Source organism: Micromonospora purpureochromogenes (assembly GCF_900091515.1).
Lineage (GTDB): Bacteria > Actinomycetota > Actinomycetes > Mycobacteriales > Micromonosporaceae > Micromonospora > Micromonospora purpureochromogenes.
In genome coordinates this window covers 4093509-4108174 of sequence record NZ_LT607410.1, presented here as the reverse complement: position 1 = coordinate 4108174, position 14666 = coordinate 4093509, and the positions used below count along the sequence as shown (strand labels likewise).

Genomic DNA, 14666 nt, shown 5'->3' with positions numbered 1-14666 from the left:
TCACGTCCGCCAGCCTACGTGGCGGCGCCAGGTGCGGCCCGTCGGCCGCGCCGGTCCGCCGCGCCGGCGGACCGGCGAAAGGGTACGAAAGGGATGCGCGTTCCCGCTGGCAGAATGTGGGACCGGCTACGGCTGCTGACCGACGGGCGCATCGTCGCATTAACCTGAACCCGTGCGGACTTCGTTGCTGGATGTGCTGGCCGACCGGATCCTCGTCGCCGACGGGGCGATGGGGACGATGTTGCAGGCTGCCGACCTGACCCTCGACGACTTCGAGGGGCTGGAGGGGTGCAACGAGATCCTCAACGTCACCCGCCCGGACGTGGTGCGCGGCGTGCACGAGGCGTACCTGGCCGCCGGGGCCGACTGCGTGGAGACCAACACCTTCGGCGCCAACCTCGCCAACCTCGGCGAGTACGACATCCCGGAGCGGATCCGGGAGCTCTCCGCGGCCGGCGCCCGCCTCGCCCGGGAGGCCGCCGACGCGTACGCCACTCCGGAGCGGCCCCGGTTCGTGCTCGGCTCGATCGGGCCGGGCACCAAGCTGCCCACCCTCGGGCACACCGCGTACGCGACGCTGCGCGACGCGTACCAGGAGAACGCCGCCGGGCTGATCGAGGGCGGCTCGGACGCGCTGATCGTGGAGACCTGCCAGGACCTGCTCCAGGTCAAGGCCGCGGTGGTCGGCTGCCACCGGGCGATGGCCGAGCTGGGTCGGAAGGTGCCGATCATCTGTCACGTGGCGGTGGAGACCACCGGCACCATGCTGGTGGGCAGCGAGATCGGGGCGGCGCTGGCGGCCATCGAGCCGCTGGGCGTGGACCTGATCGGGCTGAACTGCTCGACCGGCCCGGCCGAGATGGGCGAGCACCTGCGCTACCTGTCCCAGCACTCCCGGATCCCGCTGTCGGTGATGCCGAACGCCGGCCTGCCGGTGCTGACGGCGGACGGGGCGTACTTCCCGCTGACCCCGGTGGAGCTGGCCGACGCGCTGGAGCGGTTCGTCGCCGAGTACGGCGTGGCGCTGGTCGGTGGCTGCTGCGGCACCACGCCGGAGCACATCCGGGTGTTGGCCGAGCGGCTGCACGGCGCGACCCCGACGCCGCGCGAGCCGCGGCACGAGGCCGGCGTCTCCTCGATCTACCACCCGGTGCCGTTCGCCCAGGACGCCTCGGTGCTGATGGTGGGGGAGCGGACCAACGCCAACGGCTCGAAGGCGTTCCGCGAGGCGATGCTCGCCGCCGACTGGCAGGCGTGTGTGGAGATCGCCCGCAGCCAGGCCCGGGACGGCTCGCACCTGCTCGACCTCTGCGTCGACTACGTCGGCCGGGACGGCACGCAGGACATGCGCGAGCTGGCCGGGCGCTTCGCGACCGCCTCCACCCTGCCGATCATGCTGGACTCCACCGAGCCGGCGGTGATCGAGGCGGGGCTGGAGATGCTCGGCGGCCGGTGCGTGGTCAACTCGGTGAACTTCGAGGACGGCGACGGGCCGGAGTCCCGCTACGCCCGGGTGATGCCGATCGTCAGGGAGCACGGCGCCGCCGTGGTGGCGCTGCTGATCGACGAGGAGGGGCAGGCGCGGACCGCCGAGTGGAAGGTCCGGATCGCGGCCCGCCTGATCGAGGACCTCACCGGACGGTGGGGGCTGGACCGCTCCGACATCCTCATCGACGCGCTGACCTTCCCGATCGCCACCGGGCAGGAGGAGACCCGGCGCGACGGCATCGAGACGATCGAGGCGATCCGGGAGATCGCCCGCCGCTACCCCGGCGTCAACTTCACCCTCGGCATCTCCAACGTCTCGTTCGGGCTCAACCCGGCGGCCCGGCAGGTGCTCAACTCGGTGTTCCTGCACGAGTGCCAGCAGGCGGGCCTGACCAGCGCCATCGTGCACTCCAGCAAGATCCTGCCGGTCAGCCGGATCCCGGACGAGCAGCGGGAGGTGGCGCTGGACCTGATCTACGACCGGCGCCGCGAGGGGTACGACCCGGTGCAGCGGTTCATCGAGGCCTTCGAGGGCGTGGACGCGGCGTCGGCGCGGGCGGGGCGGGCCGAGGAGCTGGCCGCGCTACCGCTGGACGAGCGGCTCAAGCGGCGGATCGTCGACGGCGAGCGCAACGGCCTGGAGGCCGACCTGGACGCGGCGATGGCCGGCGGCCGGTCACCGCTGTCGATCATCAACGACCTGCTGCTCGACGGCATGAAGGTCGTCGGCGAGCTGTTCGGCTCGGGACAGATGCAGCTGCCGTTCGTGTTGCAGTCCGCCGAGGTGATGAAGACGGCGGTGGCCTACCTGGAGCCGCACATGGAGACGGCCGAGGACGGCGGCAAGGGCCGCATCGTGCTCGCCACCGTCCGCGGCGACGTGCACGACATCGGCAAGAATCTGGTCGACATCATCCTGTCCAACAACGGCTACGAGGTCGTCAACATCGGCATCAAGCAGCCGATCAACGCGATCCTGGACGCAGCCGAGCAGCACCGCGCCGACGCGATCGGGATGTCCGGCCTGCTGGTCAAGAGCACCGTCATCATGAAGGAGAACCTGGCCGAGATGGCCTCCCGCGGGGTCGCCGAACGCTGGCCGGTGCTGCTCGGCGGGGCGGCGCTCACCCGCGCGTACGTGGAGGACGACCTGCGGTCGATGTTCCCCGGCCAGGTGCACTACGCCCGCGACGCCTTCGAGGGGCTGTCCCTGATGGACCGGGTGATGACCGCCAAGCGCGGTGGCGCGCCGGTCGTCGACCCGGAGCGGGAGGCCGCCCTGGCGGCCCGGCGGGCCCGCCGGGAGCGGCAGCGCACGATGGTCACCGAGGCGCTGCCCGAGCTGCACGACGCCTCGGTCCGCTCCGACGTGGCCACCGGCGTGGAGGTGCCCACCCCGCCGTTCTTCGGCACCCGGGTGGTCAAGGGGGTGCCGCTGGCCGACTACGCGGCGCTGCTCGACGAGCGGGCCACCTTCCTCGGGCAGTGGGGGCTGCGCGGCGCCCGGGGCGGTCAGGGCCCGTCGTACGAGGAGCTGGTGGAGACCGAGGGCCGGCCCCGGCTGCGCTACTGGCTGGACCGGCTGATCGCCGACAAGGTCCTCGAGGCGGCCGTGGTGTACGGCTACTTCCCCGCGTACGCCGAGGGCAACGACCTGGTGGTGCTCGACGAGAACGGCAGCGTCGAGCGGGCCCGGTTCTCCTTCCCCCGGCAGCGGCAGGAGCGCCGGCTCTGCCTGGCCGACTTCTTCCGCCCCAAGGGCGACCAGCTGGACGTGGTGGCGTTGCAGCTGGTCACCGTGGGGCAGCCGATCAGCGAGTACACCGCGAAGATGTTCGCCGCCAACGAGTACCGCGACTACCTGGAGGTGCACGGGCTCTCCGTGCACCTCACCGAGGCGCTCGCCGAGTACTGGCACCGGCGGGTGCGCGCGGAGCTGACCCTGCCCGGTGGCCGTACCGTCGCCGTCGACGACCCGGCGGACCTGGCCGGCCTGCTGCGCAACGACTACCGGGGCTGCCGGTACGCGTTCGGCTACCCGGCCTGCCCCGACCTGGAGGACCGGGCGAAGATCGTGGAGCTGCTGGGCGCGGAGCGGATCGGGGTGCAGCTGTCGGAGGAGTTCCAGCTGGTGCCGGAGCAGGCGACGGACGCGATCGTGGTGCACCACCCGGAGGCGAACTACTTCAACGCCAAGTAGCTGCTTCTGGCACACTGCGATGTGTCACGCGGGTCGTGAGGTCGGACATGTCGGCAACCTGAGTGTCGGGTCTCAGGATGTCCGTGACAGATCAGTCTCGGGACATGTGACACTTCCGGCTAGTTAATCTTTCGCTGACGGGACCTTGCCGCCGCCCACGGCGCGGAAGCCGAGGCGAGAGACAGGCGACCGACGTAGTCTTAGCCATCGAGCGCGTGTTGGCGCCACTCCTGACTGGGTGGGTCGAACTCCAGACCGTTCTCGTCCAGGGCGTTGTAGACCGTCAGCTGTCCCTCGGTGAAGGTGAAGGCGACACCGACACTGCCGGCTGCCATCGTGCCGCCGATCCACTCCAGTAGTTCGGCGTGGTCGAGCTGCTGCCCGTGAAGCGCAGCCAGCTCTGGTAGGGGATCGGCACGCCAGGCAAGCGAGAAGCCATCGGAGGTTGGCCAGACAATCGGCTGAGCAGGGTCGATGCTGCTGAAGGTGACAGAGAGATCGTCGGTCTTCTGGTGGTTGATTTCGACCTGATCGTCGTCGAACGCGAGGACCACTGGACAGTCGGGGAACCACTCGTCAGCGTCGAGGTCCCAGACCAGCCAGACGTGATGCAGGGTCTGACCGCCTAGGGCAGCCAAGCGGCGACCGTGTGCCGCGGCGACCGCACTACGGGCTTGCACCCACTGCGGCTGGTAGCCGGAGATACCGAAGTCGAACACGGGGTGATTGTGCCCGCCGGAGCCTGTGTCCGGCACCTGCCTTTGCACTGCCCCTCAGGCGGCTGTTGCTCCGGCCCGCCAGCGCGTCGGTGATAGCCCGCCGGCGGCGCGACATACGACGAAGCCCCGGGCCGCCAAGGGTGATGCAGATCCGGGCTTGGTGTTGATCGGGACGGAGAAGGGCAGTGCCTCCTGCGGGGTCCTCGGGCACTCCGCGATGGCTAGGAGGCGTACCGGGGGAGAGCCGGCGCGGGTCGAGTGGGTGACGAACCGGGTGACGACCGCGACGGACGGCGTCCGGCGGAGGGGGAGCGACGACTGCTTCCTACACGGGGCATCCAGTCGGAAGCGAGCTCGCGTGTACGGCGGCTGCGGCGAGCAGCACAAGCGCGGGAACAATACTGATTGCCCAGCCGGCCAACACAGCGAGCCAGCCCTGTCTGTTGGCTCGGAGAACGATCCACAGCAGCGGTCCGGTCAACAGCACATCGACCGTGACGGCCGTTGTCAATGTCCCGACTCGCCCGTCGTGGGGGTCGCATCCCTCCATGTTCAACAGGACGATGGCCGCGAAAACCATCCCGGCGACTGTGTGGACCAGCATGCCGGTGACCAGGCCGGACAACAATGTGCCCAACTGACGAGGATGGCGGCTGGCGAAGCCCACAAGGCCCCCTCTCAAGCAGGGTCGCGAGTTGTGATCCTAGATCTCCGACGCCACCAACGGTGCTAGCCGCATGGTTCAAGATCATGCCGTCTCCAGGCCGTCCATGGGGAGCCGACAGTGACCATCGTTGACCATCCATGACAGGTAGAGCCGCAAGTCAGCGCCGCACTCGTCCGGTTTGATCGACTGTGCCCCCGGCCTAGATCAATACAACGCCAAGCGACGCCACCGCCCTGTTTGAGCTGCGCAAAAATCCTCCGGCTACCTACCCGGGCCGTCGCCGGGCCGTTGCGGTTGGAGGCCCTGCGAGACGCCGGCGGCTGGCGGCTGTGGACGGCCGATCTGTTCGCCGTGGTGCGTGTCCATGTCCGGCCAGACGCCTGCCGTTGAAGGCTGCTACCCGACCGATTGCGAACAAGGGGTCTGTCGGAGTCGGTGGGCGGTGGGTACTCGCTTCGGCAAGATGGCGTGTGTTGCGCGGCGAGCACCCACCTCGCGGCCATCAACGCGTGGCTGTGCTCGACTTGGAGGCAGACCCTAGGTGCTTGGCGTCGAATTCCTGGCTTGCTGCCCAACTTGCGAGCAGTGTGAACTTGTCGGCGGACTCGGAGCCTTCATCGACGCTGTAGGTGCCGATGGACAGGCCCGTTTCGCCAGGCATCTCGAACACGTCGAAGGTGATCTCGATCTCGCCGACCTCGGGGTGGCGGTAGACCTTCCGGCCGGTGCGGTGCTCGTGCACATCCTGGCGGGCCCAGTCTTTCCGGAACTGCGGGCTGCGGGTTGATAGTTCCCCGATGAGTGCGGTGAGGTCGCTGTTGAGGGGGTCTCGTCCGGCTTCGAGTCGCAGCATCGCGGCGGTCATTCGACGGGCCAGGGGCCAGTCGATGTAGTAGTCCTTGGCGCGGGGGTCGAGGAAGATGAATCTGGCCATGTTCGGCCTCTCGGCCTCGAAGTGCGGGGAGAACAACGCGCGGCCCATGAGGTTTGAGGCGATGAGGTCTTGTTGCGCGTTGTACACGACGGCCGGGACGGCCAAATTGTCCAGGACACGCTGCACCGATGCGCGCAACGAGCGCTTTGCCGCCTTCCCGCTGCGTGTCGCCGACGCCACCGCGGCGGTGCGGGCCAGGTCGAAGAGGTGCTCTCGCTCGACGTCGTTCAGCTGCAACGCCCGCGCGATCGCATTCAGCACGCTCTCGGAAGCGCCACGGATATTGCCACGCTCGAGACGGGTGTAGTAGTCGAGGCTGACCCCGGCGAGCATTGCCACCTCTTCGCGTCGCAAGCCCGGCACGCGTCGGTCCCCGCCGTAGTCGGGAAGGCCCGCTTGCTTGGGCGTCACCTGCGCGCGCCGGGAGACCAGGAACTTCCGGACCTCGTCCTTCGTACTCATCGCCTCCACGGTAGCCACGTGTCGAAGTCACTGGGGAGTCCCGTCGGACCCCCCCCACGGCCTCAACCGGCGCACGTGGGGCTGACTCAAAGGCCGACGATCCAGCCGCCGAGACGACGAGGGCGTGTCCGATGGTGAACGCCGGGATCGGAAGGGCGACCACAGCGCGGCTTGGGCGTCCAGGTGGTCGTGAGGGTTGCTGCCGGATTCGAGACAAGGCATCGCCCGCCCCGCTATGGCGATGCGGGGCGGGCGGAAGTGGGCGACGGATGGCGTCAGACGGTGAGGAGCACCTTGATGGCGCGCCGCTCGTCCATGGCCGTGTAGCCCTCCGCAGCCTGGTCGAGCGGCAGGGTGAGGTCGAAGACCTTGCCGGGGTCGATCTTGCGGTCCCAGATCATTTGGATCAGGTCGGGCAGGAACCGGCGCACCGGGGCGGGCCCGCCGTGCAGATGAATTTCGGCGAAGAACAGCTCCAGGCCGGGCAGCTCGACCTCGTGGGCGACGCCGACGAAGCCGAGGTGCCCGCCGGGGCGGGTGGACCGGAGGGCCTGCGTCATCGACTCCTGCGTACCGACCGCCTCGATCACGCTGTGCGCACCCAGTCCGTTCGTGAGCTCCTTGATCTTCGCCACGCCCTCGTCGGCACGCTCTTCCACGATGTCGGTCGCGCCGTAGAACCGAGCCAGCTCCTGCCGCTCAGGGTGGCGGGACATCGCGATGATCCGCTCCGCGCCCAGCTGCTTGGCAGCGAGAACGGCCATCAAGCCAACCGCGCCGTCACCGACGACCGCGACCGTCTTGCCAGGGCCGGCCTCAGCGGCGACGGCACCGAACCAGCCGGTGCCGAGCACGTCGGACGCGGCCAGCAGCGACGGGATCAGCTCCGGGTCCGGCTGCGCGGGCGTGGGAACCAGGGTGCCATCCGCCAGCGGGATTCGAGCCTTCTCGGACTGGGTGCCGATCGTCGACACGAACGTGCCGTGCACGCACTTGGACTGGTAGCCGGACTGGCAGATGTCGCACGTGTTGTCGGAGATGACGAACGACCCGACGACGAAGTCGCCGACCTTGAGGTTCTTCACCTCGGAACCGATCTCCTCGACGACCCCCACGTATTCGTGACCCATAACCTGATGGTCGACGGCCTCGATACCCCGGTACGGCCACAGATCGGACCCGCAGATACAGCTGGCGGTCACCCGGATGATCGAGTCCGTGGGCTCGATGATCTTCGGGTCCTCACGCTCCTCGACGCGGACGTCGCCGGGGGCGTACATGATCACTCCACGCATGGGGTGTTTCTCCTTGCTCTGGACGTAGCGCGGTGGAGCCGCGTCTTGAAGGCCGCAGCACTCGCGTTCCTGACCCATGGAACTCCTGCCGACGGCCCACTGGGAGGGCGCAACAGGACCCCTCAGGCGTCTTCCTGCGCTGCCCCGCCCGCTCGCGGCTCAGCTACTGAGTCTGCCACCGGCTGGACTCCCGCCGGACCGCCTCTGTGAGATCACGCCACGTGCCCGCCGAGGATTCATCATCCGGCCGACACGTTCGATCGGCCGGCCACGCCGAGGTGCAGACTCACACGCCCTGTTCGGCATCAACTTCTGCCAGAGTTCGGGCTTCCCGGAGACCATCGAGATCGGATCTCTCGACCTTTGGAGCGTCAGCTAGGGTAGTAGCGCCTCGCGGTCAGTCATTGCGGATAGTTCGAAGAGTGTCACATAGAAGAGGTGTATCCCGCCCGGTATTGTCCCACGGTCTGGGTCACCCTCGTCCTCTGCGAGAACTTCCGCCTCGTCAGCCAGTTGCGAGCAAATTGTGGGCGGCCACCCGGTCCCACATCCCCGATCAGCAGCCCCCGGCCGCCCGGCCGGGCCGTTTTCCGTCGAATCAGCTCTCGCTGGCCAGTCACCCGGCGGTGATACGCCGATGCGGGTCGAAGACGCATTCCTCGTCCGCGACCCGCATGGCCTTTCTCTCACACTTCCAGATGCTCCGCGCGATGCCCGCTCGTCGCTTGTGTCACCGCGATTGTCGCGCTGCTCGCTGGCACTGTTGCCTCGGCCGGAGCGGGAACGATCAGTAATCTTCCCAGCAGGTCATGTAGCCGTAGCCCCACCCGTGGGTGGGAACCCAGATCTTGATCCAACCGTTGGCGTAGCTGACTCCGCAGGCGGTGTACCGGTCGCCCAAAGTGTAGTATCCGAGCAAGCACTCCTTTATGTTCCCCAGTGGCGCCCACTGAAGAACTGTCGACGTTATCGACGGACTCACGCGAATGGGATTGTTGGTGGCCAGTGAGCGAACCGTGCCCTCAGGGCAGTTTCGCGTAAAAGTCGCAGTGGCGGTGGCCGAGGCGATGCCCGTGCTGGCCGAGACACGGTCGATGGCGGTCCGGTCGGGACTGGCCGAGGCGGCGCCTCCTGGAGCGGCGACCACTAGTCCAAGTACGGTCATCATTGCGAGCACGGCCCTGGTCAGTTTCGTTCTCACGCTTTACCCCCGCTTTCGAGCACTTTGAACTGGCGTTGGAGTCGCCAGCAGGCATAGACCTGACTCGAATTAGATCACGGGTCCGACGGGACCTGTCAAGATCCGGCGGCTTGTTGAGGACGCAATAGATGGCGTTGACTGCCCCTGCCGGGGCGCTTGCCCGAGAGGGTCCCGACCGGCAGCAGAGAGGGGTGCCTCCGGCGGAGTCTCGGGCACTGCGGGATGGCTAGTACTCCAGCAAGCCGAAGACCGGCCTCGGTCTCGACCAGCACCAGCACCGCCGCTGGAAAGCCTGGCACCGCTGGACCACCCTGGTCATCGCCGCCCACGCGTTCCTCGCCGCCGGAACAGCCGTCACCACCAGCAGCCCGGACGGCCCGATCGCGATCGCTGTCAACGAACTACGCCGGCTCTTCCACGCCCTGCTCATCGACCCGGCACGGCGGGCCGCCGACATCATCGCCTGGTCCCTCTTCCGACGCAGGCATCAAGCCGCCGCCAAGACCAGCCATGACCCGGCAAGCCTTCACGGAACCTGAAACGGATCTCCTACCCGAGTACTTGGGCGGCTGGTCTCCAGGATGCCTGGCGGATGGGCATGTCGGCCAGCCAGACGTCGGCCAGGTCGCTGAGGGGGACGTCGAGGGCCTGGCTGAGGCAGACCACAGTGCCGAACGCCGGTGCGGGTAGGCGGCCCGCCTCGATCTTGCGCAGCGTCTCGGGGGAGATGCCGGCTGCCAGGGCCACCTCGACGAGGCTGCGGCCGGCCCGCGCGGCCCGGAGAGCGGCTCCGAGGCGCTGGCCCGCTGCGATCTGTTCGGCGGTGAGTGGTTGGCGAACCATGCCAGCAGGATATCCCTCCGGAGCATCGCCGACCTTGCGTGGTATAAAAATACCGGATCCGGAGGGGGAGGCTGTCGTGATCGAGCTCAAGTCCGCCGAGGAGATCGGCCAGATGGCGGTGACCGGTCAGTTCGTCGGCGAGCTGCTCGCCGAGCTGAGCGGTGTCGCCGCAGTCGGCGTCAACCTGATGGACCTCGAACACCACGCCCGCCGCCGGATCAAGGAACGCGGCGCCAAATCCTGCTACTGGGACTACGCCCCTTCGTTCGGCCGCGGCCCGTTCCGCAACGTCCTGTGCCTGTCGGTCAACGACGCGGTGCTGCACGGCCTGCCGCACGACTATGTGCTGCGGGACGGTGACCTGCTCAGCGTCGACATGGCGGCCGGCATCGACGGCTGGGTCGCCGACTCCGCGCTCTCCGTCATCGTCGGCACCCCCGACCCGGCCGACCTGAAGCTGATCGAGGCCACCGAGGTCGCACTGGAGGCCGGCATCACCGCCGCCCAGCCCGGCGGCCGCCTCGGCGACATCTCCGCTGCGATCGGCGAGGTCGCCCACTCCTACGGCTACGGCGTCAACGCCGAGTTCGGCGGCCACGGCATCGGCCGCACCATGCACGAGGCCCCGCACGTCTCCAACAACGGCCGCGCCCGCCGCGGCATGAAACTCCACCCCGGCCTCACCATCGCCATCGAGCCCTGGTTCTGCCGCTCCACCGACAAAATCACGTTCGACAACGACGGCTGGACGATCCGCTCCGCCGACGGCTCCCGCACCGCCCACTCCGAACACACAGTCGCCATCACGGCTTCCGGCCCCCAGGTCCTGACCCGCCGCCCCACTCACGGCGCCACCTCGGCGGACCCCACCAAAAAGCCCGCCACAGCCTCCTGACCCACTGCCCGCCTTCGGCGTAAGGCGTTCCGGGATGGGGCCTGCCGCAGCTTCCTGAGCAAGTCCCAGTAGCACGTCGCAGCCCACCGCACGGGCATGCGTGCCGTTCGGCTGGCCCCTTCAGGGGCCAACTGTTGAGGCCGGTCGTCGCGCGGCCGTCTGCTTCCCTGTCGGCCGGCATCTCGGCCGCCCACTTCGAGCAGGCTCACCCTTTCCGCCAGCCTCTCACCATTCGATCTTTCGCATCTCGCGAGAAGCGTGCCTCGATCGGTCCATCAACTCGCCGAACAGCTCAGACCATCGCTGAGCGTCCACTCAGTAGGCGGCAGCCACCGCCGCCACCGACTCAGGCAGCGGAACATCCCAGGCCTTGCCACCCCTCGGCGGCGCGAAGAGCAGGCGCTACTTCGGATCGTCGGTCTGCCAGGGGCGGAGGAACTGCTCGGGCCGCAGGTTCCATGCTTCGAGGGCCGCGACGAGTTGGGCCTCGCCGATGACGGTGGTGGCTTGCACGAGGATCACGCCGATGTCGTAGTCGAAGCCGGTGATCTGGTCGGCGTCATAGTCCCAGTGCTCCAACTTGAACGTGCGATCACGGTCGGATCGGGTCCAGCCCTGCCGTCGGGCGTCGGCGTCGGCGGCGGCCGTGATGGGTCGAACGTCGACGAACGCTCGCCGGCCCGGCCTGGAGGCGGGTACCTCGGCCACCAGACGCCGGCCGAGGCGCAGCGGGGTTGGGCCACTGCGGCCGGTTGCCACCCATGGTCATCCTGCGACCTGCTCGTCGGCGGGGCGCTCGACGAGGTGACTGCCGACGAACGGGGCAACACGTCGCTGCCCGTCCTCGGCGACTACGGTCAACACCGGCGTGCCTTCCCGACCGGCGCGCCAACGTCGGCCATGCTCGAGACCTACACGAGTCGATCACCGGAAGGTACGCCCCTTCCAGGCCGATCCACAGGTCCTGAGCATTGCTCGGCCACGATGGTGGACTGACACCGCCATCGGGTCGGCTGCTGAAGTTCGCACTTGTCGGGTCTCCGGACCTGCGTGACAGCTCCGGCTAGACGATCTTGTCTTTGCTGCTCGGGCCCGTACCGTCTCCGCCCATGGGCAGCAGCTATCAGACGGTCCTCGCCACGGGCAATCTCGTCGACGTCCGTGCGGCGGTTTCTGTGTCGCAGCAGGTGGCCGTGATCATCCCGGTCGCCGAAAGTCGGTGGGCGGTGGTGCCGTTGCAGGAGGACGGCATCTACGCCGAGGCCGAGAATTTGGCGGAGCTGCTGAGCCTCGCCCAGGGCAGCGTGGCTGCCTCGTTCGACGTGTTCGACTCCGATGTCATGGTGGCCAAGCTGTTCCGCGATGGTCGTAGCTGCCACGAGTACCTGTCTGATCAGGCTTATCTCGTAGAGACATGGGACGACGACGACAACGAGATCCTGTTCGACCTACTCGGCCGGCCGTACCCGCCGGGCGTGAGCCCGTCCTCGGGCGCCTATGGTGCCGACCCGGCTGTATTCGCGGCGCTCGGTGTCGTGCCGATCGACGAGACGGAGCTAGGCGTCGCGCTCAGCCGGTCGGGACTCAGGGCAGAGGAGCAGCATCATGCGATCCTGCATGCGCTGAATCTCAACTGCGGTCCGCTGACGATGTCTTTCAAGGAGGCTGAGGCATCGGGTTTAGGCGTCTAGGCCTCATCTCCACCAACACTCGGCGGCGCTGTCAGTCAGGTTCGTACGTCTCGCGGCCAGGATCGGTCTCGGCCAGCTCGACCGACTTGGCCGGCGGGAAGCGCTCCGGCAGCTGCCCGAACCTGCGTCGGCGCAGGCCGTCGTACTCCTCGTCTGTCGGGTCATCCGCCGCACGCCTGCCGCCGTACGACTCCTCGAGGTAGTCGAGCCCCATTCCGAAGTAGTAGCGGTGCTGTTCGACGAGTTCGATGTCGAGCAGCATTGGGTTCAGCTTTCCGCTGTGGTCCTGCGCGGCTCGGAGGGCCTGGTCGATGCCCTTGCTGGCGGCTTCGATCGTGTTGAGCGCATCGAGGATGTCCCTGTCGCCCACTACTGACCACCTTCGGTCGTGTCGGTCAGGCGGACGGTACGGAAGTGGTCCCAGGCCAAGGTCTCTTCTCTGCGGAGATTGTTCAGGTGCACCAGGTCGAGCGGGGCACTGATTCGCTGGAAGACAGGCTTCACCGCGGCTTCGAGACGAGATCGGGCATCGAGCCAGACTTCAAGTGCCTGCGCCACCGGGTCCGCGTCCTGACCCATCACTTGCGTAGTACCGCTCGCGCTCGGCGCGCCTTGGCGACGGAAGCAGTCGATGATCCGGCGCTGAACTTCTTTCCATGAGTGTTGCCTTGCCACGTCGAGGCCCCTTCACGGGTCTGGCTGACTGCACTGTGCTACGCCGCCGAAGCAAACGCCACCTGGAAATGACCGGCTGCCGGCCTGGTCCGACCACTGATCGGCGGCAGATCTCCGTCAACTGATATGCGACAGGTCCCAGTCGTCCAGGTGGCAACTGGCCGCAATGCCCTGTCATAGCCGATGAGTGTCCGGGATCCGAGTCCTCACGTCTGTTGAGAAAGCATCTGCCATCCGCGCTCCTGCCAGGGCTCGTCCCGGCGCCGGAGTGCCCGGCACGATCTTCGGCCGTGGACTGTGCGAGCTTGGCGTCATCCGCGCTCATCCAGCCGTTGCGGCACGACTGTTCGTACTCGTCCCAGTCCTGGATCTCGACACTCGCATCCCGTTCGTGGAGCACTGGGTCCAGTTCGAGATCGATATACCGCCAGCCTGCTTCGGTACGCTCCGGCGGGAGGCACACGTCGATCTCAAGCCGCCGATCAGCAGGATCGCCGACCCACCACGCCGCCCACGGACGGCCCGCCGCGAGCAACACCACGACGGGTACCGGAAGAGCGCCACTGTCATGCGGAGCACCCCATGGTGAACCGGCCGGGCCCCGCAGCCACGTCCCGTCACGGTCCTGAAGGACCTGCTGGAGATCAAACCAAAAGACGCCTCCGGGGCGTTTGATCTTGCACAGACGTACGCTTCCGCTGTTCTGAACCACGCCCACGGGAGCACGCTAGGGGCAAACGGAGTACGCCGCGACCCGGCGAACCCATGCGGCGTTGGCATCTGCCGCGTCCCGTCGACGGCAGAGCCGAGCGCAGGTCCGGGGCGATTCGGCCCGATTAAGGCCGGTACGCCGAGGGCCTTCCGCATCGCTACGCCAAGTGACGTCGGAAATGCGCGGGCCCGGCCCAGGATCGGATGATCCTGGGCCGGACCGGATTCGTCTGCCGGTCAGTTGAAGGCGGCGGCGAACATGCCGGGCTCGTAGGAACCCCCCTGCTGGTGCACGATCACGGCGAGCCGGTTGGCCGCGTTGATCAGGGCGACCAGGGAGACCAGCGCGGCGATCTGGTCGTCGTCGTAGTGCTTGCGTACCTGTGCCCAGGTCTCGTCGGACACGCCGTGGTGGGCGTCGGCGAGCCGGGTGCCCTCCTCGGCGAGCGCCAGAGCGGCCTGCTCGGCCTCGGTGAAAACGGTGGACTCGCGCCAGGCGGCGACCAGGTTGAGCCGAACCGAGCTTTCCCCGGCGGCCGCGGCCTCCTTGGTGTGCATGTCGATGCACCAACCGCAGCCGTTGATCTGGCTGGCGCGCAGCGACACCAGCTCCTGCGTGGACTTCGGCAGCGGCGACTGATGGATCACCATGCTCGCGTTGGCGAACCGCTTGAAGAACTTGACGGCGATCTCGTTGTCGAGCATGTTGAATCGAGCGTCCATGATTTCGCCCTTCCTCGTGGTGTGGCACTGGACGAACACGAGATGCCGGCGATCAGATCCCTGTGACAGCGTGATGACGTGACCCCCGCCACAACGAGGTCTCGGTGTCACACAACTGCCGGGCCCGGCATCTGATGGGTGACACAGTCGCGAGCGAACAGG

14 protein-coding genes and 1 pseudogene are annotated in these 14666 nt (G+C 67.8%); 4 read left to right on the top strand and 11 right to left on the bottom strand.

Annotated elements, in window-relative coordinates:
- The first annotated feature begins 172 nt into the window (after positions 1–172).
- Positions 173–3688, top strand: coding sequence for a methionine synthase (gene metH / locus GA0074696_RS19070; protein WP_172894335.1), 3516 nt, complete (start codon positions 173–175; stop codon positions 3686–3688).
- 200 nt (positions 3689–3888) lie between these two features.
- On the opposite strand, the gene GA0074696_RS19065 is transcribed toward metH, so the two are convergent.
- The 5 genes from GA0074696_RS19065 to GA0074696_RS32300 all read right to left on the bottom strand — a co-directional run bounded on the left by GA0074696_RS19065 (position 3889) and on the right by GA0074696_RS32300 (position 8684).
- On the bottom strand, positions 3889–4407 hold the full coding sequence (locus GA0074696_RS19065) for a hypothetical protein (RefSeq protein ID WP_088962347.1): 519 nt from the start codon (positions 4405–4407) through the stop codon (positions 3889–3891).
- A gap of 325 nt (positions 4408–4732) precedes the next feature.
- Positions 4733–5074 (bottom strand): hypothetical protein, encoded by a 342-nt coding sequence (locus GA0074696_RS19060; RefSeq protein ID WP_088962346.1) that lies wholly within the window; start codon positions 5072–5074, stop codon positions 4733–4735.
- A 502-nt stretch (positions 5075–5576) separates the two neighbouring features.
- On the bottom strand, positions 5577–6470 hold the full coding sequence (locus GA0074696_RS19055; RefSeq protein WP_088964675.1) for a helix-turn-helix transcriptional regulator: 894 nt from the start codon (positions 6468–6470) through the stop codon (positions 5577–5579).
- A 275-nt stretch (positions 6471–6745) separates the two neighbouring features.
- On the bottom strand, positions 6746–7765 hold the full coding sequence (locus GA0074696_RS19050; RefSeq protein WP_197700755.1) for a zinc-dependent alcohol dehydrogenase family protein: 1020 nt from the start codon (positions 7763–7765) through the stop codon (positions 6746–6748).
- Between the two features lie 787 nt (positions 7766–8552).
- Entirely contained in the window at positions 8553–8684 is a 132-nt protein-coding gene (locus tag GA0074696_RS32300) for a hypothetical protein (RefSeq protein ID WP_269458682.1), read from the bottom strand.
- A gap of 527 nt (positions 8685–9211) precedes the next feature.
- On the opposite strand from GA0074696_RS32300, the pseudogene GA0074696_RS32745 reads away from it, so the two are divergent.
- A pseudogene (locus GA0074696_RS32745) lies at positions 9212–9503 on the top strand (IS701 family transposase); the annotation flags it as partial.
- A 12-nt stretch (positions 9504–9515) separates the two neighbouring features.
- Here the strand turns inward: GA0074696_RS32745 and GA0074696_RS19040 are convergent.
- Complete coding sequence (locus GA0074696_RS19040; protein ID WP_088962345.1) at positions 9516–9809, bottom strand: helix-turn-helix domain-containing protein; 294 nt, start codon at positions 9807–9809, stop codon at positions 9516–9518.
- A 76-nt stretch (positions 9810–9885) separates the two neighbouring features.
- Between GA0074696_RS19040 and map the strand changes: the two genes are divergently transcribed.
- Entirely contained in the window at positions 9886–10704 is an 819-nt protein-coding gene (map, locus tag GA0074696_RS19035; RefSeq protein ID WP_088962344.1) for a type I methionyl aminopeptidase, read from the top strand.
- A gap of 402 nt (positions 10705–11106) precedes the next feature.
- On the opposite strand, the gene GA0074696_RS19030 is transcribed toward map, so the two are convergent.
- Complete coding sequence (locus GA0074696_RS19030; protein WP_088962343.1) at positions 11107–11463, bottom strand: hypothetical protein; 357 nt, start codon at positions 11461–11463, stop codon at positions 11107–11109.
- Positions 11464–11813: 350 nt separating this feature from the next.
- Here GA0074696_RS19030 and GA0074696_RS19025 point away from each other — a divergent pair, with 350 nt between their 5' ends.
- Positions 11814–12395: a hypothetical protein gene (locus tag GA0074696_RS19025; protein ID WP_088962342.1), complete on the top strand. Its 582-nt coding sequence runs from the start codon at positions 11814–11816 to the stop codon at positions 12393–12395.
- A gap of 31 nt (positions 12396–12426) precedes the next feature.
- Here GA0074696_RS19025 and GA0074696_RS31935 read toward each other — a convergent pair whose 3' ends face one another.
- The 4 genes from GA0074696_RS31935 to GA0074696_RS19005 form a co-directional block, all read right to left on the bottom strand.
- Positions 12427–12765, bottom strand: a complete 339-nt coding sequence (locus tag GA0074696_RS31935; protein WP_088962341.1) for a hypothetical protein — start codon at positions 12763–12765, stop codon at positions 12427–12429.
- Positions 12765–12974: a hypothetical protein gene (locus GA0074696_RS19015; RefSeq protein ID WP_157746019.1), complete on the bottom strand. Its 210-nt coding sequence runs from the start codon at positions 12972–12974 to the stop codon at positions 12765–12767. Before GA0074696_RS19015 ends, GA0074696_RS31935 begins: the two co-directional genes overlap by 1 nt.
- On the bottom strand, positions 12937–13608 hold the full coding sequence (locus tag GA0074696_RS32640) for a DUF402 domain-containing protein (protein WP_407940613.1): 672 nt from the start codon (positions 13606–13608) through the stop codon (positions 12937–12939). Before GA0074696_RS32640 ends, GA0074696_RS19015 begins: the two co-directional genes overlap by 38 nt.
- Before the next feature lie 410 nt (positions 13609–14018).
- Positions 14019–14504, bottom strand: coding sequence for a carboxymuconolactone decarboxylase family protein (locus tag GA0074696_RS19005; protein ID WP_088962338.1), 486 nt, complete (start codon positions 14502–14504; stop codon positions 14019–14021).
- Between the last annotated feature and the right edge of the window lie 162 nt (positions 14505–14666).